General features: G+C 59.4%; 16 protein-coding genes and 3 pseudogenes. 11 read left to right on the top strand and 8 right to left on the bottom strand.

The features are described from left to right. The first annotated feature begins 53 nt into the window (after positions 1 to 53). Positions 54 to 461 (top strand): GlcG/HbpS family heme-binding protein, encoded by a 408-nt coding sequence (locus H9K75_RS04750; protein ID WP_187724956.1) that lies wholly within the window; start codon positions 54 to 56, stop codon positions 459 to 461. Positions 462 to 741: 280 nt separating this feature from the next. Here H9K75_RS04750 and hemP read toward each other — a convergent pair whose 3' ends face one another. Then, positions 742 to 987, bottom strand: coding sequence for a hemin uptake protein HemP (gene hemP, locus H9K75_RS04745; protein ID WP_187724955.1), 246 nt, complete (start codon positions 985 to 987; stop codon positions 742 to 744). Positions 988 to 1,229: 242 nt separating this feature from the next. Here hemP and H9K75_RS04740 point away from each other — a divergent pair, with 242 nt between their 5' ends. The 6 genes and pseudogenes from H9K75_RS04740 to H9K75_RS04715 all read left to right on the top strand — a co-directional run bounded on the left by H9K75_RS04740 (position 1,230) and on the right by H9K75_RS04715 (position 7,741). Next, entirely contained in the window at positions 1,230 to 1,709 is a 480-nt protein-coding gene (locus tag H9K75_RS04740) for a DUF6531 domain-containing protein (RefSeq protein ID WP_187724954.1), read from the top strand. An 11-nt stretch (positions 1,710 to 1,720) separates the two neighbouring features. After that, positions 1,721 to 2,026 (top strand): hypothetical protein, encoded by a 306-nt coding sequence (locus H9K75_RS04735; RefSeq protein ID WP_187724953.1) that lies wholly within the window; start codon positions 1,721 to 1,723, stop codon positions 2,024 to 2,026. Next, positions 2,026 to 3,087, top strand: coding sequence for an RHS repeat protein (locus tag H9K75_RS24640; RefSeq protein WP_187724952.1), 1,062 nt, complete (start codon positions 2,026 to 2,028; stop codon positions 3,085 to 3,087). Before H9K75_RS04735 ends, H9K75_RS24640 begins: the two co-directional genes overlap by 1 nt. Continuing rightward, positions 2,985 to 5,357 (top strand): RHS repeat-associated core domain-containing protein, encoded by a 2,373-nt coding sequence (locus tag H9K75_RS25020; RefSeq protein WP_187724951.1) that lies wholly within the window; start codon positions 2,985 to 2,987, stop codon positions 5,355 to 5,357. Before H9K75_RS24640 ends, H9K75_RS25020 begins: the two co-directional genes overlap by 103 nt. 444 nt (positions 5,358 to 5,801) lie before the next feature. Further along, the gene (locus H9K75_RS04720) at positions 5,802 to 6,338 is read left to right on the top strand and encodes a hypothetical protein (RefSeq protein WP_187724950.1); all 537 of its coding nucleotides are present in this window, start codon (positions 5,802 to 5,804) and stop codon (positions 6,336 to 6,338) included. 285 nt (positions 6,339 to 6,623) lie between these two features. After that, positions 6,624 to 7,741 (top strand): annotated as a pseudogene (locus tag H9K75_RS04715) (IS3 family transposase). Between the two features lie 40 nt (positions 7,742 to 7,781). On the opposite strand, the gene H9K75_RS04710 reads toward H9K75_RS04715, so the two are convergent. From H9K75_RS04710 to H9K75_RS04690, 5 genes are all read right to left on the bottom strand, one after another. Continuing rightward, positions 7,782 to 8,192: an ExbD/TolR family protein gene (locus tag H9K75_RS04710; protein WP_187724949.1), complete on the bottom strand. Its 411-nt coding sequence runs from the start codon at positions 8,190 to 8,192 to the stop codon at positions 7,782 to 7,784. Positions 8,193 to 8,198: 6 nt separating this feature from the next. Beyond that, positions 8,199 to 8,915, bottom strand: coding sequence for a MotA/TolQ/ExbB proton channel family protein (locus H9K75_RS04705; RefSeq protein WP_187724948.1), 717 nt, complete (start codon positions 8,913 to 8,915; stop codon positions 8,199 to 8,201). Positions 8,916 to 8,938: 23 nt separating this feature from the next. Continuing rightward, positions 8,939 to 9,694: an energy transducer TonB gene (locus H9K75_RS04700; RefSeq protein WP_187724947.1), complete on the bottom strand. Its 756-nt coding sequence runs from the start codon at positions 9,692 to 9,694 to the stop codon at positions 8,939 to 8,941. Positions 9,695 to 9,813: 119 nt separating this feature from the next. Continuing rightward, positions 9,814 to 10,086: a (2Fe-2S)-binding protein gene (locus H9K75_RS04695; RefSeq protein ID WP_187724946.1), complete on the bottom strand. Its 273-nt coding sequence runs from the start codon at positions 10,084 to 10,086 to the stop codon at positions 9,814 to 9,816. Positions 10,087 to 10,321: 235 nt separating this feature from the next. Next, positions 10,322 to 10,618: an SWIB/MDM2 domain-containing protein gene (locus H9K75_RS04690; RefSeq protein ID WP_187724945.1), complete on the bottom strand. Its 297-nt coding sequence runs from the start codon at positions 10,616 to 10,618 to the stop codon at positions 10,322 to 10,324. Positions 10,619 to 11,319: 701 nt separating this feature from the next. Between H9K75_RS04690 and rraA the strand changes: the two genes are divergently transcribed. Further along, the gene (rraA, locus tag H9K75_RS04685) at positions 11,320 to 11,772 is read left to right on the top strand and encodes a ribonuclease E activity regulator RraA (protein ID WP_319016877.1); all 453 of its coding nucleotides are present in this window, start codon (positions 11,320 to 11,322) and stop codon (positions 11,770 to 11,772) included. 12 nt (positions 11,773 to 11,784) lie between these two features. Here the strand turns inward: rraA and H9K75_RS04680 are convergent. Next, positions 11,785 to 12,713: pseudogene (locus H9K75_RS04680) on the bottom strand (DMT family transporter). 399 nt (positions 12,714 to 13,112) lie between these two features. Here H9K75_RS04680 and aceA point away from each other — a divergent pair. The 3 genes and pseudogenes from aceA (at position 13,113) to H9K75_RS04665 (ending at position 17,550) form a co-directional block, all read left to right on the top strand. Further along, positions 13,113 to 14,440 (top strand): annotated as a pseudogene (aceA, locus tag H9K75_RS04675) (isocitrate lyase). A gap of 186 nt (positions 14,441 to 14,626) precedes the next feature. Next, entirely contained in the window at positions 14,627 to 16,093 is a 1,467-nt protein-coding gene (locus tag H9K75_RS04670; protein ID WP_187724944.1) for a metallophosphoesterase family protein, read from the top strand. Between the two features lie 167 nt (positions 16,094 to 16,260). Next, positions 16,261 to 17,550, top strand: a complete 1,290-nt coding sequence (locus H9K75_RS04665; RefSeq protein WP_187724943.1) for a cytochrome-c peroxidase — start codon at positions 16,261 to 16,263, stop codon at positions 17,548 to 17,550. On the opposite strand, the gene H9K75_RS04660 is transcribed toward H9K75_RS04665, so the two are convergent. Further along, positions 17,479 to 17,850, bottom strand: coding sequence for a YXWGXW repeat-containing protein (locus H9K75_RS04660; RefSeq protein WP_187724942.1), 372 nt, complete (start codon positions 17,848 to 17,850; stop codon positions 17,479 to 17,481). The genes H9K75_RS04665 and H9K75_RS04660 overlap by 72 nt on opposite strands. Positions 17,851 to 18,208 lie beyond the last annotated feature (358 nt).

Here is an 18,208-nt window from a genome sequence, read left to right as displayed (position 1 = left end):
CTGTATGCTCGTCGGGAAACCCTCCCTTCTTCCCAATCCAAGGCACATCCATCATGAAGACCAGCTCCGTTCTCGAACTCTCCGACATCAAGAAGATTGCCGCCGCAGCCGAGGCGGAAGCTGCAAACCACCAATGGAACGTGACGATCGCCGTCGTCGACAACGGCGGCCATCTGCTGTGGCTGCAGCGACTCGATGGCGCGGCCCCGGTCTCGGCGCACATCGCAACATCCAAGGCCCGCACGGCGGCACTCGGCTGCCGCGAAAGCCGACTCTATGAGGAAATGATCAACGGCGGCCGTACCTCGTTCCTGAGCGTGCCCGCCATCGACGGCCTGCTCGAAGGCGGCGTCCCGATCATGAAGAACGGCCTGTGCCTCGGCGCGGTCGGCGTGAGCGGCGTGAAATCCACCGAAGACGTACAGATCGCCAAGGCAGGCATCGCAGCGCTGGGGCTGTAATTCCGCAACACATGGCCCACGGCGGTGTTCGCCGTTCAAAAAATCAATATGAAAAAACCGGCCATGGCCGGTTTTTCCGTTGAAGGGCAGCGCAGTCCTCAATCAGACCGCAGATCGTGGGGCAAACAAGGGCTCTTTTCCTGAGAAAAAACGCCTGGCTAATGGAGCGAACTCGGTGGCTGGCAAATACGACCTTCGGACCAGAGCCTGGTCCTGGAGTCGCCCCACGATGAAACTTCGAAAAATGGGAGTTGGCGGATGAATGCAAGCCGGCCAACGGTTACTTGGTCAGGATCAGCTTGCCCAGCTTGGTGGCCTGCAAGCGGTACAACACGCCGTTATGCGCAATCGTCACCACCTTCTGCCCCTGCAGCAGATTGCGACTGTCCACCGCAGCACCTTCAGCCAGATGGCCCGCACCCTGCGAAGCGTTGGCAGCGCGGGATGATGCGCGCTGTCCACCAAAAGCTGCATTGGCGGAGCCGAGCAGGGCGTTCCCTGTGGAAGCGGTGAGTGTTGCGGACATCGGTTGGTTCTCCGTTGTGTTTGCGATGGTTGAATGATAACCGTTCTCATTCATGCGTCAAGGCAAAAGCACAAAATAATTGAGAAATTTTGTTGGAGAGGTGAAATCGTCTGGGAACATCAATTCCAATGAATAAGCCAAGCATCCTTCCTTGGTTCCATTGATAAGATGGAGAAGCGGGCAAGTAAATTGGAGTCTCGCGGCGATTTCCACATACAAGAGCATTCAGGGAGGAATCATCCATGACAGGCTTACCAGCGGCGCGGCAGACCGACATGACGCTCAAGGGAGGGCCGATCACGCAGGGCTCGCGCACGGTGTACATCGGGACTTCGGGAGGCGTGGCGTGCTCCGTCTGTCCGGGCGGTGTGGCCAAGGGCAATCCGGTCAACCCGCTGCTGGGCGCGAAGGTGCAAGGCGGTGAAGTGGATGTCTCGCTGCCCGGGCCGCTGGCCTTCGTCGTCTCGCGTGACTACTCAAGTTACCAGACCGACACGCCCGCACCGGTCGGGTTGCTGGGCCGGGCTGGTGGCTGCCCACCGAAGTCTCGCTGGTGCAGACCGAGGAGACCCTCACACTCAATGACAGCAAGGGCCGCAGCATCCGGTTCCGGCCTCTGGCTCCCGGCGAAGCTGCGTATAGCCGCAGCGAGAACCTGTGGGTCGTGCGCGGAGGACGGGAGCGCCTGGACCTGCAAAAAGAGCTGCCCGTTTCCCGCCTGAATCTTGCATGGATGGGCCTGAACGAAAGTGACCGGTGCAATCCTGCGCTCTTTTTCGTCACCAACAACCCGCTGGGCCCGTGGTGGGTGTTCGGTGGGCCGTCTTCCCTGGCAGAGGAGATGGTGGGCAGGCGCATGCATCTGCTCGGACTCAATGATCGTTTTGGCCAGTCGCAAAGACTCCAGCGTGACGCCGGGGGCCGCATCGCAGCGGTGCAGGATGGCGTGGGTCGCCAATACCGGCTGGAACTCAAGACGCTACCGGGCGTGGCCCACGGGGTGCGCACGGCTGGGGCGCGGATTGCGGCGTGCGCCTGATGGCGGTGTATCTGACGCACGACCCCCACGCGGCTGACCTGCCGCTTCGGCCGCTGGTCCGCTATGAATACAGTCCACGCGGAGAGCTGGTTGCCGTTCATGGCCGGGACGCAAGCCAGGTGCGGGCATTCCAATACCATCCCCAATGGCCCGGTCGCATGACCGCACATGCGTATGCGGGCAGACCTGCCGTGCGCTATGTCTACAACGAAGCGGGCAAGGTGGTCGAGCAATTGCGCCAAGGGGCCCTGTCCTACCGCTTTGACTACGCACAAGACTCGACAACGGTCACCGACAGCCTGGGGCGTGTGAGCATCTACCACTTCAGGGGCGAAGGCGGGCTCAGGCGCGTGGTCAAGCTGCAGGAGGCCGACGGCGGCGTCACGCAAAGCCGTTTTGACGACAGCGGACGCCTGCTCGCCAGCATCGACGCCCTTGGCCGGGAAACGCACTACGAGCTCGATGTAGCCACCGGCGGATTGCTGTCCATCACCCAGCCAGACGGGCTGCAAAGCCGCTTCAGCTACAACGCGCAGGGGCAGATCGAGCAAAGCACCCGCCCCAACGGGGCGAGCGACCGCTTTGCCTATGACGCGATGGCGCGGCTTGCCAGCGTCACCGACGCGCTGGGCCATGTCACGCGCTATCACTATGCAGATGAGCGCAGTGAGCAGCCCCGGAGCATCGAAGATGCCAGGGGCGGCCAAAAACACCTCGCGTGGACCAGCGCGGGACAACTCTGCAGCTACACCGACTGCTCCGGCAGCGTCACCCGCTACCGGTATGACCGCTGGGGCAAACCACGGCGACGACGGGCGAGGAAGGCGCGCAGGCCAGGGCGGACTACGACGAGCGGGGCCGCGTCATTGCCAGAACGGATGGTCTGGGCCAAACCACCCGCTATGCGTACAACGAAGCAGGCGATCTCGCCCGCATCACCGCGCCCGATGGCAACGTCGTGCAGTTCGAGCGCGACGTCCAGGGCCAGCCCAGGGTCTATCACTACGGCGGCTACACCCAGCGGTTCGACTACGACGATGCGGGACGCATGGTGCGCCTGACCAACGAAAACGGCGCACACACCACGTTTGAATACGACGCGATGGACCGGCTGACCAAACAAGTCAACTTCGACGGCCGCACGCAGCACTACCAGTTCAATGCCGTGGGGGACCTTCTTCGAAGCGATGACGAGGGACTCATCAGCCGCTACCACTACGACAAGGGCGGCAGGCTGCTCAAGCGCCAGATGGGCGAGAGCAATCAGGCTCCCGCAGAGCACTTCAGCTACACACAAGACGGCCAGCTCGCGAAGGCATGGCACGTGACCGAGCTGGGCGGCAACACCATCACTGCAGGGTTCGAGCGCGACATGCTAGGCCGCATCATCCGCGAGACCCAGAGCATCACCGGCCCGGATGGCAGCGAGGTCTGGACGCACGAGGTGCGGCGGCAATTCGACGAACTCGGCAGCGAATCACAAACCACGTACACGGGCTTGCCCGCCATCGGGTGGCAGACCTACGGCCCGGGCCACCTGCACGGCATGGTGCTCGATGGCCGCAGCGTGATCGACTTCGAGCGCGATAAGCTGCACCGGGAGACCCAGCGCCGGTTCGGCCCCACGCAGACCACGCGCAGCTATGACGCGCTCTCGCGCCTGTCGCACCTGCACACCCACAGCCCGCTCATCGCAGAAGATGAGAGCCCATCCACGCTCCAGCGCCAACACCACTACGACGCAGCCGGCCAGCTCACCCGCATCGAAACCCTCAGGGGCCCGCACGAATACGGCTACGACAAGGCAGGACGTCTGATTGCGGCGAGCCAGCCAGGCCTCGCGATGCAGCACTACCGGTTCGACCCCGCTGGCAACCGCCTGTTCGAGAACGCCCGGATCGCCACAGGCCCTGAGCACTGGGAGGAGACCGTGCGCCAGCACATGGGGGACAAGCGCTTCAACCCGCTGGGCGAGAACGCCGCCAAGGACCACCACAACACGGCAGCGAAGTGGATGGACAACCGCATCACCGATGACGGCGAGTTCCACTACGAATACGACGCCTGGGGCAACCTCAGGCGCAAGCACAAGGCCGAAGGCAACGAGCAGCACCACTATCACTACGACAGCAACCACCGGCTCATCCGCTTCGAGATGGAGTGCGACACCGCCGTGCGCGGCGCGAATTACCACTACGACCCGTTCGGCAGGCGCGTGGTCAAGCAGGTGCAGCAAGGCGATGCCGAGGGGAACCTGCAAGGGCCCGTGCAGACGACATTCTTCGGCTGGGACGGGGACAGATTAGTCCTCACGGAAAAGGACAACCGGCAGATTCACACGATCTACGAGCCCGGCAGCTTTGTGCCGATGATCCGCGTGGAGGGAGACAAGCAGCCGCCCAAACGCACGCTGGCGCAAAAGCTGCAGGAGCAGCAGGGAATCCGGCTGGACCGGAATACCGAATCCCTGTTTGACGGGCTGGAGCAGGAACTGCGGCGAGGCAGGCTCAGCGCATTCTCGCAGCAGTGGATGCAAATGGCGCAGATGCAGCCCGCAGTGCTGAGAGCCATGCTGGATCCGGAGCCTTCAATGCAAGGCAGGCTGGTGCATGCTTATCAGTGTGATCATTTGGGGACGCCGATGGCATTGGTGGGCGCAGACGGTGCAGTCGAACCCGGCAGCGAGCTAGATGCATGGGGTAGCGCTCTAGAGAAACCCGTCAGTGAAAAAGTACACCAGCCAATAAAGTTGCAGGGGCAACAGATTGACGAAGAGTCGGGGCTGCACTACAACCGGTATCGCTACTACGATACAAGAGTAGGTAGATACATTACCGAAGACCCGATTGGCCTTGCAGGGGGGTGGAACACGAGCGCTTACGCATTGGCAAATCCAAACAATTGGGTCGATCCACTGGGACTAGAAGTCTACTTGTGCAAGCAACCAGCTTTTGGTATCAAGAACGGCCCTGTTGACCACCACTGGATTAAAACTGATAGTGAGGAAGCGGGGATGGGTGGAATCAAGGGGAACGTGCCTGGCAATGATTCTGGCGACATGCCTGGGGACCCGGTTCAAGTGACGAGTCACGCTGGTAGAAGCAAAGAATCTGGAGCAACTTGTACAAAAATTGAGGGGGTGGACGAAAACAAAGTAAATAGAGCATTAAAAATTGGAAGACCTCTAGGGCATTGGGGTCCTACAAATCAATGCCAATCTTTTGCACGTCAAACGCTACTTGAAGCGGGGTGGAAGCCTTCGACTGGCTTGCCGTATCCAAAACCCGCACCAGGGGCCATACCCAACCCTCTTCCCCCATTTGGAATGTAGGATTAACCATCATGAGTAACCATAAAATCGTGCATTACTTATGCATCGTATTAACTGTGGCGTCCGCGCTTTTTTCTCTTTGGTGCGTCTTATGGGTGGTTTCATCATACAGTATGGCGTTTTCGGAGTGCGCAAATGCGTATTCTCTATATTCAGAAAATCCTCGATGTAGACAGCCAGCAATTGCCGGATTACTTGCGATCGCCAGCTTATTAGGTGTCATAATTGCGGCGAGGTTAGCGGTTCGATTCAGAAGCCGATAGACTCGGGCGCAGAACAGTATATGCGAATGCGCGCTGATACAGCCCGGAGTGCTCAGGGCCGCACTGGATCCGGCAGGCTATTCGAATTCTCTACTCAACCGTGTTCGAGCTACTTGCAAGATGCGCGAAAAAATTCATTATCTTGTAAAAATGAAAAACCATGCTTTGAAATAATTCACAAATGAAAATTCTTATTTTTATATTTTCATTCATACATTGGGCAAGTATTTCCGCCAACCCTTTGCATTGCATGAATAATCGAGAGGTAGTACAGTTTTATAGCGAGTTTCCGTCTGACGAAGAAAATGGATTTTTCATCGCGCGAAAAACAACCAACGCCGGAGAGAGAGAATTATTTTCTTTAAATACACAGTGCAAAAAGAGAAGTTATGGAGAGTATTTTGATAGTCCAATTTCTTTAATTTCATTTACTGATAAAGGCGATCTTATTGGTTCATTTTGGATTTCAGGCACAGCGTATATATTAAGAATTCATGATGTTAATTCTGGAAAATTAATTCTTGAAGTTTATTCAAAAACACCGCCTTCAATTTTCTGGGATCGCTCATATGCAAACCCCATAGTTCATATTGAAAAAGATAATAGACTGACTTATTTTGGTTGGTTTATTTTTGATGACAATAATCAGGTTTATCGACAAGCGACAAAAAAAGAATCAATGAATTTGGCGAGGCAAGTCTTCAAGAAATTTCAATGAATTAATAGTTTAATCTAAACGGCTACAATAAATCAGGCTATGGTGCTGAGGTATATTCATCAGTCGCCACAAGCGGCAATAGTTTGAAGTCAATATTGATGAGCCTGCTCCCGGGGCGTTGGGTGAGCGCGCACCAGATAAAACTGCGGCTCAGAATCGAACAGATATGAGGCTTGGTCGCGGACGTTGGCAAAAAATACATTCAAGGTGAGGGCGTAAGCTTCCCCTGAAATTAGACAACTCATAACTGGAGAATGCGGCCTCAAAGAGAAAGCAGAGGCAGCAATGAGAAAGAGCAAGTTCAGCGAGAGCCGAATCGTGGCCATCTTGAAGGAGGGCGAAGCCGGTGCGCCGGTGGCTGAGGTCTGTCGCAAGCACGGCATCAGCGGCGACCTGGTACGGATGGAAGAGCAAATACGCGGGTGTCACGGTGTCAGAGTTGACGCGCATGCGCGAGCTGGAATCGGAGAATGCGCGGCTCAAGCGGATGTATGCTGACCTGGCACTGGAAGCTGCAGCGATGAAGGACGTGATCGCAAAAAAGTACTGACGCCGTCAGCCAAGCGGTTGGCGGCCAAAGACCTGATCCAGGAGCGAGGGTTGGCAGTGAGCAAAGCCTGTGTGATCGTGGACTGTCCCGGGCGGCGTTTTATAAGGAAGCCGAGGCGGCGGTGAGGCGCGATGCAGAGATCATTGATGCGCTCAACGCCATCGTGCAAGTCAACCCGCGTTGGGGATTTTGGAAGTGCTATGACCGGCTGCGGCTCGACGGACGCAAATGGAATCACAAGCGCGTCTGGCGGGTGTATTGTCAATTGGGGCTCAACATCCCCAAACGCGTGAAGAAGCGCATCACGCAGCGCGATCCCGTGCCCTTGCAAGCAGGCACGCTGGTCAATCAGGGCTGGGCGCTGGACTTCATGCATGACGTGCTCTACGACGGCCGCAGATTCCGCACGCTCAACGTGATCGACGAAGCCAACCGCGAGGCGCTGTGCATCGAGATCGGCATCTCGATTCCATCGACGCGGTTGATCCGTACCTTGAACCGCTTGATCGACTGGTACGGGGCGCCGGAGAGTATTCGCATGGACAACGGGCCAGAGATGACGAGCCACCATTTTATTGACTGGACAGCAGCCAAAGGCATCCGGCTCAATCGCATCGAACCGGGCGAGCCCAATCAGAACGCCTACATCGAACGGTTCAACCGAACCTACCGTCACGAAGTATTGGACGCCTACGTGTTCAAGAACATAGAGCAGGTCGAACGCATCACCGAGGACTGGCTACGAATCTACAACGAGCAGCGTCCTCATGACGCCCTGGGCGGACTGCCTCCCAAGCAGTTCCTGCCCAGGTTAACCACTGCCGCAGATTCCAGTAATCGACTGTCTACTTGACAGGGAAGCTTACGGCGTGAAATGAATATTTCAGGGACGACTACTTCGCAGGATCCGTGACAAAGCCGATTTTCTTGACGCCAGCGCGCTGTGCCGCCGACATGGCCATTGCGACGCGTTCGTAGCGTACGTTCTTGTCGCCGCGAATGTGCAGGTCGGGCTGGGGTTCCTTGGCGGCCTCGGTGGCGAGGCGGGGTTCGAGTTCCTCGTCGCCGATGTCCAGCTCGTTCCAGTGGAACTTGCCGTCTTCGGTGATTGACAGGCGGATGGTTTCCGGCTTGATGACCTCTTCCGTGTTCGAGGCGCGGGGCAGGTCCACGGGAACCGCATGTTTGATCACCGGCACGGTGATGATGAAGATGATGAGCAGAACCAGCATCACGTCCACGAGGGGCGTCATGTTGATTTCGTTCATCACGTCATCGGATTCGTCCTGTGTGCCAAAAGCCATGTCGAGTTATCCCTTCTTGATCGGCAGCACCTTGCCGGGTTCGCTGTGCGAGGACACACGGGCGCCGGTCACGAAGTAGGCGTGCAGATCGTGCGCAAAGCTGTTGAGACCGTTGAGGATCGACTTGTTGCCGCGCACCAGCGCGTTGTAGCCCAACACGGCAGGAATCGCGACGGCCAGGCCGAGTGCGGTCATGATCAGCGCTTCGCCGATCGGGCCAGCGACCTTGTCGATGGTCGATTGCCCCGAGGTGCCAATCGCCACCAGCGCGTGGTAGATGCCCCAGACGGTGCCGAACAGGCCGATGAAGGGCGCGGTCGATCCGACGGAGGCCAGGATCGCGAGGCCCGATTGCAGGCGTGCGGTGAATTCGTCGATGCAGTTGCGCAGGCAGCGTGTCACCCAATCGCTGACGTCGAGCGAGTCGTGCAGGTGCGCCTGGGTGTTGCGGTGGTGGGCCGTGGCCTCGCGGCCTTCGAGAGCCAGGATGCGGAACGGGTTGCTCGGGTCGCTGCCCAGCTTGCTCATGCCGGCGGCAAAGTCTTCGCTGTGCCAGAAGTCGCGTGCGATGCGCGCGTTTTTCTTGAAGCGCAGGATGTCGAGCGCCTTGATGATGATGACGATCCACGTGGCCAGCGACATGGCCAGCAACAGGACGGCGACGGCACGGGTGACGAAATCACCTTGTATCCAGACATTGGCGATGCCAAATTGGGAATTCATGAAGAAAACTCCTGCGAAGAAATTTATTGTTGGAGAACGAAATTGACGGGCACCAGGTATTCCATGGCCTCGGGTACGCCATTGCGTTTGCCCGGCACGAATTTCCAGCGCTTGACGGTGTCGATGGCGACGTTGTCCAGGCGGTCAAAGCCGCTCGACTTGGCGAGCTCGACGCGCTCGGGCAAGCCTTGCGCGCTGATCAGCACGCGCAGTGTGACCTTGCCCTGTTCACCCATGCGTCGGCTGACGGCAGGGAAGCCGGGCGCCGGATTGTTCAGATAGGCGGCATTGCTCGATGGCAGTTCGATCTTCGGCGCAGCCGGTGCTGGGGCAGGCGCGGCGGGAGCCGGACTCGGAGCCGGGGCAGGGGGCGCCGGCGGAGCGGGCGGAACCGGTGGTGCCACAGGCGCTGGCGCGATCGGTTCGACCGCGCCGGTCGGCGCATTGGGCGACGGCGTTGGATCCTTGATTGCCGCTGGCAGCGGTGTTTTGGGCTTCGGCTTGGGCGGCGTGGGCGCAGGCTTGGGAGGAGGTGGCGGTGCGGGCTTGGGCGGCGGCGGTACCGGAGCCGCGGGCGGAGGGGCTGGCGGTGTCGGCGGTGCGGCGGTGATGAACTCACTGATCAGCTGCACGGGAGTGATGACCTCGGGCGGTTTGTGATCGCCCATGCCAGCCTGAATGGCCCACAACGCCGCGACATGCAGCGCCACAACGGAACCGATCACCACGGTGTTGCGCCCGGAAAGCGCCGCGGCGTCTGTTTGATCAATCTGGGACATAGAGAAGGCGGCCAACAGGCGCGAGGGAAGTCTGCAAGCGCTGTCAGCGGCCGGGTAGACGAAAAGGAGGTTGGTCGATTATTTGCGTAAAACCCACCAAACCGAGGCTACGACAAGAATCAAACTGCCTGCAATGGTCGCGATGAATTCCATGCTTTGCTCTCTGTAATGGAGTTGGCAAGCTGGATCGTCTTCGGCGCAGACTCGTTGTGCAGAGCCGCTACGGTGCCGGTCGCGCAACACTGGGACACCACGTCGCGCGCGCACTGCTCGCAGCGCCCGCATTGGGTGGCGACCCCCAGTTCGAATTGAATTTCGTCGAAGCTCATGCCCGCATGCGCATGGCGTGCGATTTCGCGGTCTGAGACTCGGCGGCAAACACAAACAATCATGGTGCGAAGAAGGCCTGGCTGGCTGTTGAAGAAATGTACTGTCGCTGATTATAAATGCGAATTTATCGCATTCGCAATATTTATCACCTTCATGTTGTGTAACTATTGGGTTCAACGAGGGATTTCGAGGCTTGGTCGGCGATGCGCGGGCGAAAAAAAACCGACGGGCTGGTGGTTGCCTGTCGGTTTTCCTGGAGACGCGCCACGATGGTGACGCGCGGTCTGCGGCCGCTGCTTACTTGACGTGCTTGCCGATCAGGCCAGCCATCTCGAACATCGAGACTTGGGGCTTGCCGAACACTTCCTTGAGCTTGGCGTCGGCGTTGATCATGCGCTTGTTGGCAGCATCTTGCAGGTTGTTGGCCTTGATGTATGTCCACAGCTTGCTGATGATCTCCGTACGCGGCAGCGGTGCCGAGCCAACGACTGCGGCCAGAGCGGGGCTGGGAGTCAGGGGCTTCATGAATGCCGCGTTGGGCGTGCGCTTCTTTGCGGGTGCTGCCTTGTCGGTGGACTTGGATGCAGTTGCCATGTTGGATATCCCTTGTTCGAGAAATAGTGAAAAGACTCACCAGCGAACGCCTGTTGCTTCACTGGCTGAGCCGATGCTAATGGGAAAAAAACAGCTTTCCAAGGCGGAGAAACGATTTTTTGCCTTCATTTGTTTCCGCTGATATTGATAGTCTGATACTTGTTGGACGGGCATTCCCCTCTGTCGCGAGTCTGGACCGCGCCGTGTTGATTGAATCCTGCTTTCAACCCAGCTCCAGCATAGTTGAGTGAGCTATGGGGCACGCGACTGAAGGTGTCGCCGCAAATTTACGCTACAAGTCCATGATTTATCGAGATTTATTCGTTTTTGGCCGGGCTGCTTGGCGCCGTCGGTTTGCCCTTGCCGTATCCATAGCCCCAGATCCGTAGTTTTATTCGCAAGAACGAATGTCTGGAGGCTGGGTTGGAGACCCCTCACTCGGGGAGGCTCTCGATGGATGACTCTCATTAACCAATTGTTACCAGTCTTCCCGGCCCTTTTTCCCTTGCGAAAGGATCGTGCAGGGCAGGCGAAGGTCCTTTTTTGCTCGAATACGTCCGATCAGCGCGTGGCATTTCATGGCACATTCACGACGCTTTAATTGATCCAGATTTGAACCATGGCACTCGCAACAGGAAGGACATATCCATGACATCGGCCCCACGCAGACCATCAGCACCTGCGATCTCTGTGATGCACACTTGAAAGATGACACGGGCGCATTTCGCGTGCTGCCGCCGGTGTTTCAGGATTTCGGCGGCAAGGCGGCGTTTGCGGGGCCGGTTGCGACGGTGAAGTGTTTCGAGGACAACTCCGTCGTGAAGGCGGCGGTCGAGACGCCTGGCAATGGCCGCGTGCTGGTGGTCGATGGCGGCGGCTCGCTGCGACGTGCCTTGGTAGGCGGCAACGTGGCGGCGACCGCCGCGAAGAACGGCTGGGCGGGCATGGTGGTTCATGGCGCGGTCAGGGACATCGCGGAATTGCGCGAGACGCCCATCGGCATTCGCGCCCTGGCACTCATGCCGCTGCCGACCGAAAAGCGTGGCGAAGGTCGCGCCGACGTGCCGGTGCTGGTCTCGGGCGTCTGGGTTCGTCCGGGTGACTGGTTGTATGCCGATGCGGACGGCATCGTGATCGGCGCCGCAGAGCTTTGACGGGCGCGCAGTTCAGTGGCGACGGGCCGCTGAACTGCCTCTCGATGGCAGGGTGGCCAGCACCACGCTTGCGAGGGCCATGCCGAAGGCCAGCAATTGCAGTGGGGTGAATTGCTCGCCTAGCACCAGCACACCGAACAGCGCGGCGCTCACCGGCAGCAATACCGTGAACACTCCGCCCTGCGCGGCTGGAACGACCTTGAGGCCGGTCATCCACAACCACACAGTCCACACGCAGGCGGCCAGCGCGTAAAACAGCAACAAAAGCCAGATGCGGGCCGGAACGGCGGCGAAATCGAAATGCCACGCGAAGTACAGCCCGAACGGTGTTGCGAGCGTGAATCCCCAGAGGTTGATGAGCGAGGTGATGCGCTTGGGCCGAGCGCACCGGTCAGCTTCTTGCCAATCACCGAATAAGCGGCCTCGCAAAGCGACGCCGCCAGCAGCAGGGCGTAGCCCAGCCATTGCAGTTGGGCCTTGCCCGTTGCCGCGTCGTCGGCCCCGGCGTGCGGCGACTTCGCAAACGAAAAGAGCGCGATGCCCAGCACCGCACAGGCAACGGCGACCCAGGTGCGCGTCGCAACGCGCTCCTTGAGGAAAAGCCAGCTCATCACCGCGACGCATGCCGGGATCGAGGCCATGATCACGCCTGCCGAAGTGGCTCCGGTCATGCTCACGCCCGAAATCATGCAGACCGTGAACAGGAAATTGCCAAACAGGGATTGCAGGAACAGCAACCAGCGCGTTTGCCCGGTCATCGGCGGCTCATCCGCGCCCTTGCACAGCCAGTGCGGCATCGCCAGCACGCCGATGCCAAAGCGCAGCCAGGCCAGCAGGAAGACCGGGAAGGTCGCGGCGAGCGGTTTGGAAAGCGCCACATAGCTGCCGACGAGCACCATGCTCAGAGCGAGGCACGAATAGGCAACGGGACGACTGAGCATGGCGCGCGGACGGTGGCGGGGAAAGAAGGAGGAGGGCGAATCGCGAAGACGCGGTGCGTGAACATCATGCCTCAAACCCCGCTCCGAATGAGCCCGGCTGCCGCCGACAGAGGGGGTGCAACCCTAAATTTCATAATATGGATGGACAATGTTGCGATATGGAAAACGGAAATGTTGCACCGCAGTATTTTTTCTCAATACAAGAAACGTAATTTCGCATACAGAAAATGAAAACATAACCCATTGATTTTATTGATATAAAAATCTCTCTTATATAAGACATAAGATTGAATGCAACTCTTATAGAAGACTTAAAGTATCTCCAACGGCAAAGCAAAAACCTCACGCTGCAATGCCACCGATTTCAACCATCCTTTCTTTGCTTTTTGGAGAACTTTCATGTCCAAGCTGACCAACCAACTGAGCCGCGAACAGCAAATTGCCGCCCTTGAAAAAGACTGGGCGCAGAACCCCGCTGGAAGGGCGTGAAGCGCAACTACACCGCTGCCGACGTGGTACGTCTGCGCGGCAGCCTGCAGCCAGAAAACACACTGGCCCAGCGCGGCGCCGAAGTGCTGTGGGAAAAGATCAATGGTGGCTCCAAGAAGGGCTACGTGAACGCATTCGGTGCGATCTCCGCCGGTCAGGCGATGCAGCAGGCCAAGGCCGGCCTCGAGGCCGTGTACCTGTCGGGCTGGCAGGTTGCCGCCGACGGCAACACCAGCGAAACCATGTACCCTGACCAGTCGCTGTATGCGTATGACTCGGTGCCGACCATGGTTCGCCGCATCAACAACACCTTCAAGCGCGCCGACGAAATCCAGTGGGGCCGTGGCGTCAATCCCGGCGACAAGGAATTCATCGACTACTTCCTGCCAATCGTGGCCGATGCTGAAGCCGGTTTCGGCGGCGTGCTGAACGCCTTCGAACTGATGAAGAACATGATCGCTGCAGGCGCTGCCGGCGTTCACTTTGAAGACCAACTGGCCGCCGTGAAGAAGTGCGGTCACATGGGTGGCAAGGTGCTGGTGCCCACGCAGGAGGCCTGCGAAAAGCTGAACGCAGCGCGCTTTGCGGCTGACGTGATGGGTGTGCCGACCATCGTTCTGGCCCGCACCGACGCGGAAGCGGCCAACCTGATCACCAGCGACTACGACGCCAACGACAAGCCGTTCCTGACCGGCGAGCGCACGCAGGAAGGTTTCTACCGCGTCAAGAACGGCCTGGAACAAGCCATCAGCCGCGGCGTTGCCTACGCTCCCTACGCCGATTTGGTGTGGTGCGAAACCGGCGTGCCGGATATCGGCTTTGCGCGCGAGTTCGCGCAGGCCGTGCACGCGGCCTGCCCGGGCAAGCTGCTGAGCTACAACTGCTCGCCATCGTTCAACTGGAAGAAGAACCTCAACGACAGCCAGATCGCTTCGTTCCAGGAAGACCTTTCGGCGCTCGGCTACAAGTTCCAGTTCATCACGCTGGCCGGTATCCACAGCAACTGGTACAACACCTTCAAGTTCGCCCACGCCTATGCTCGCGGCGAAGGCATGAAGCACTACGTTGAAATGGTGCAGGAACCGGAATTCGCAGCACGCGAGCAAGGCTACACCTTCGTGTCGCACCAGCAGGAAGTGGGCGCGGGTTACTTCGACGACGTGACCACCGTGATCCAGGGCGGCTCGTCCAGCGTGAAGGCGCTGACCGGTTCGACCGAAGAAGAGCAATTCCACTGATCGAGTGCTTGACCCGGTTCGCTGCGTCCAGCAGGAGCGCAGCGAATAGGGGACTCCGGCAGACACAACCACGGCAGCGTAGGCTGACCGTGGTTTTTTTGTTGCCCGAGGATGTTTCACCATCGCGTCACATGCTGTTCATAAGCTTCGCGAGCCACGGAATTTCCAGTGGTCCACGGAGAAAAAATGAACATACAACAACGTACTTTCCAATGGGGCGGGTTGAGTCTCGTCGCGACGGCATCCCTCCTGGCGCTGCACGGTTGCGGCGGCTCTGACGGCGATGCGGCCAGCAAGGCGTCGAATATCCAGGCGGCCTGGGTGATGGTCGGCACCAAGAACGAGGCCATTGCACGCGTCATCACCAACTATGTGCCCGAAGCCTCGGCGGGTCCGCAGGAAGCGTGCCCGCTGATCACCGTGGACGGCGGCGTCTCGCGCATGAGTCTGCGTTCAGCGCCGAGCAACCCGGGACTGCGTCCAACGGCCAGCGACCCCACGGACTCCAAGCCTTCGGCATTCCCGGTCACCGTGTGCGAACAGGCCTTGCCTGCAACGGCTTTGCAGGTGAACGTTGCAGGTCAAAATTTGCCTCTGCCCAAGGCGCAGCCGCAGCGCATCGTGGTGTTTGGGGACAGCGGATGCCGCCTCAAGAAGGTCGACAACGCCTGGCAGGCCTGTGGCGACTCCGCGGCATGGCCGTTCGAGAAGGTCGCGAACGCTGCTGCCGCCCTCAAGCCCGATCTGGTCCTGCACGTGGGTGACTACCACTACCGCGAGAATGCCTGTCCGTCCGACATCGCGGGCTGCAAGGGCAGCCCCTGGGGCTATGGCTGGGATACGTGGCAGGCCGACCTGTTCAAGCCGGCGGCGAAATTGCTCGCCGCCGCGCCCTGGGTGATGGTGCGCGGCAACCACGAAGAATGTGCGCGTGGCGGACAGGGCTGGTTCAGGTTTCTGGACCCGCAGCCATTCAGCGCGGCGCGCTCCTGCGATCTCGCGAGCAATGATGCGACCGCGAACTACAGCGATCCGTATGCCGTGAAGCTCGGCTCCGGAACGCAGGTCATCGTGTTTGATTCCGCAAAGAATCCGAAGACCGCGTTGAAGCCGGAAGACACGCAATTCGCGATCTATCAAAAGCAGTTTCGTCAGGTCGCGGACATCGCTGCCAAGTCGGGTCTGGTGAACAACTTCTTCACCAATCACCATCCGATTCTGGCGTTTGCGCCGATTGCCGGTGCCAAGCCCGCGCAGGCCAATCCCGCCATGACGTCGGTGATGAGCAGCCTGAACGCGCAAGCCTACTACCCGCCCGGCGTGAATCTCGCGCTGCACGGTCACGTGCACGATTTCCAGGCGATCAGCTTCAAGACCGGCCAGACGGCAACCATCGTGAGTGGAACCGCAGGCGACAACCTCGACGTGGCGCTCCCCGATCCGCTCGCACCCGGAACCGAACCCGCTCCGGGCGCTGTCATCGACAAGATTTCGCACCATGCAAGTTTTGGCTTCCTGTTGATGGAGCGCCGCGCGCAGCCGTCCACGGGTTGGAGCTTCAAAGCCTACACCGCAGACGGCAAGTTGCTGGCAACCTGCCTGCAGCAAGGCTATTCGCTGGGCTGCGACAAGGCCGGCTTCCTGACTCCCTGATCTTGCGAGTGCCGGTCTTGGCGAATCATTGGACGAAGAAAAGGAAAAACGCCGTCGCACTGCTGGCGGCGTTTTTTTGCGCAGCGCTCGCCTGTACCTCGCGCGCGCAGGATGCACCCACGGCAGCGGTATGGCTTGCGCCCGGAGCGAGTGCGAAAGTCGTCAGGATGATTGCCTCCACCCCGCAGGTTGCGGCGCGCTACGACCCTACGCAGGCCCGCTTCCCGCAAGACGCCCAACTCATCGAGCTGGGGCGTGTGCTGTTTCACGATGCGCGCCTGTCCGATCCCCAAGGCACCTCGTGTGCCAGTTGTCATGATCCCGCACGCGCATGGGGTCCCGATCTGCGCCGCGGGCTCGGCGCGCATGAAAAGACACCCGGTACCGCGCGCGGCAGCAGAGCAGGGCACTTTGGCAAACGTGTCGCACCCTCACTGCTCTATGTGCGCTACGTACCCAAGCGCTATTTCTACGAGGACGATGACGCGCTCGTGCCGTCTTTTTTTGGCGGATTGATGGCGGATGCCAGCGCGGATTCGCTCGCGGAACAGGTGCGTGCGCCCTTGCTCGATCCGCTGGAGATGAATAACCGCAATGCCGCCCACTTGCTTGCGCGGCTCAACAAAAATGGGGTTTCACAACTGCTGGTGCCGTCATTCGGCAAGAGCGTTGAGCGGGATCCCGAGGCACTCTTGCGCGCGCTGGGAACATCACTTCAAGCCTATCTGCAATCGGACGAGCTGTCCCCGTTCACCTCGCGATTTGATCGCTTCGCGCGCAAGCAGGCGGCGCTGAAGCCTGCCGAACTGCGTGGTCTGGCACTGTTCAAGAATCAGGACAAGGGTAATTGCGCGTCGTGCCACACGGTGTCGGAAACCGCGTCGCGCGGGGAGCGCTCGTTGTTCACGGACTTTGGGTACGAGGCGTTGGCGTCACCGCGCAACAAGGCGCTGGCAGCCAATCGCAATCCACGGCATTTCGACAATGGCCTTTGCGAGACGGCCAAAAAATTGAAGTGGCCCGAACCCGGGCAATGGTGCGGCTACGTGCGCACGCCGAGCCTGCGCAATGTGGCGATCCGGCAGAGCTTCATGCATAACGGTTCGATCACCAGCCTGCGTGAGGTGGTGGACTTTTACAACACGCGCGGAATCGATCCCGTGCGGTGGTACGGAAAGAGCGGGGCGTTTGACGATGTTGCGCCAAGCTTTCACGAAAATGTGAACGTCAATTCGCCGCCGCTCAATCGCAAGCCTGGCAGCCCGGCGGCGCTCTCGGATGGGGATGTAGATGATCTGGTTGCATTCTTGCGATCACTGACAGATGAGCGCTACGTGCCGCTCATGCCGCCAGAGGTGCGCAGGCCGCTGCCTGAATCAAGAACCTCAGCGACGGTGCCAGCCGCCGCCACGCATTTGATAGCCGCCGCGCGGGCCGGGCGACCAGGTGCGCGGTGACCAGCCATAGCCGGGGCGACCGTGCACGTAGCGGCCTGGCACCCAGGCGTGGCGGCCACCAGACCAATTCCAGTAGCCGCCAATCCACACGGCGCCGACATAAGGCGCAACCGGTACGGTCTCGACGTAGGGGGCTGGAGGCGCAATCGGCGCGTAGATCGGCGCGTAGGCCTGTGTATCGGGGATATTGCTGTACGGATCGTTGTAATAGGGCTGTCCGACAGGCGCAACGATGCACCCGGTCAAGGTGACGGCGGACAACGCGGCTGCGGCGAGCCCAAAGCGGGAACGTTGAATCATTGCAAAATCCTCTCAAGACCCCAATTCACAAGAAGGGGACAATGAGCATTCAACGACGGGTGCTGCCAAACGGTTGTCATATTTCGCTCGCTTTGCGAAGCTTTACGTAAGCGATACATGGGGTGTCCGCGTGGCTTGATCAACGACAGCTTGCGCGCAGCGGCGGACAAACCCAACCCAAAAGCGCTTACCACGCTAAAATAGCAGGATTGCCTCTATCGAGGCGGTTCCAATCCGGGATGAACAGGCACTTTGTTCTCTCATTTTTGACAGGTTAGAAAGGCGCCTTCAGGTTATGACACCGCGAACGCAACGCTCTACGGGAGATGTCCGATCGCCTGAGGTGCAGGTCCGCGCA

It is taken from the genome of Diaphorobacter aerolatus, from assembly GCF_014489535.1.
GTDB lineage: Bacteria > Pseudomonadota > Gammaproteobacteria > Burkholderiales > Burkholderiaceae_C > Diaphorobacter_A > Diaphorobacter_A aerolatus.
This window is presented reverse-complemented; position numbering and strand designations above follow the sequence as displayed.

Bases quoted from the DNA above. Each gene is read 5' to 3' on its own strand.
- H9K75_RS04690 (WP_187724945.1), bottom strand. From the start codon at position 10,618: ATGGCAACTGCATCCAAGTCCACCGACAAGGCAGCACCCGCAAAGAAG.
- H9K75_RS04720 (WP_187724950.1), top strand. From the start codon at position 5,802: ATGAAAATTCTTATTTTTATATTTTCATTCATACATTGGGCAAGTATT.
- H9K75_RS04670 (WP_187724944.1), top strand. From the start codon at position 14,627: ATGAACATACAACAACGTACTTTCCAATGGGGCGGGTTGAGTCTCGTC.
- H9K75_RS04750 (WP_187724956.1), top strand. From the start codon at position 54: ATGAAGACCAGCTCCGTTCTCGAACTCTCCGACATCAAGAAGATTGCC.
- H9K75_RS04695 (WP_187724946.1), bottom strand. From the start codon at position 10,086: ATGATTGTTTGTGTTTGCCGCCGAGTCTCAGACCGCGAAATCGCACGC.
- H9K75_RS04700 (WP_187724947.1), bottom strand. From the start codon at position 9,694: ATGTCCCAGATTGATCAAACAGACGCCGCGGCGCTTTCCGGGCGCAAC.
- H9K75_RS04705 (WP_187724948.1), bottom strand. From the start codon at position 8,915: ATGAATTCCCAATTTGGCATCGCCAATGTCTGGATACAAGGTGATTTC.
- hemP (WP_187724955.1), bottom strand. From the start codon at position 987: ATGTCCGCAACACTCACCGCTTCCACAGGGAACGCCCTGCTCGGCTCC.
- H9K75_RS04710 (WP_187724949.1), bottom strand. From the start codon at position 8,192: ATGGCTTTTGGCACACAGGACGAATCCGATGACGTGATGAACGAAATC.
- H9K75_RS24640 (WP_187724952.1), top strand. From the start codon at position 2,026: ATGGCGGTGTATCTGACGCACGACCCCCACGCGGCTGACCTGCCGCTT.
- H9K75_RS04660 (WP_187724942.1), bottom strand. From the start codon at position 17,850: ATGATTCAACGTTCCCGCTTTGGGCTCGCCGCAGCCGCGTTGTCCGCC.
- H9K75_RS04740 (WP_187724954.1), top strand. From the start codon at position 1,230: ATGACAGGCTTACCAGCGGCGCGGCAGACCGACATGACGCTCAAGGGA.
- H9K75_RS04735 (WP_187724953.1), top strand. From the start codon at position 1,721: ATGGGCCTGAACGAAAGTGACCGGTGCAATCCTGCGCTCTTTTTCGTC.
- H9K75_RS04665 (WP_187724943.1), top strand. From the start codon at position 16,261: ATGATTGCCTCCACCCCGCAGGTTGCGGCGCGCTACGACCCTACGCAG.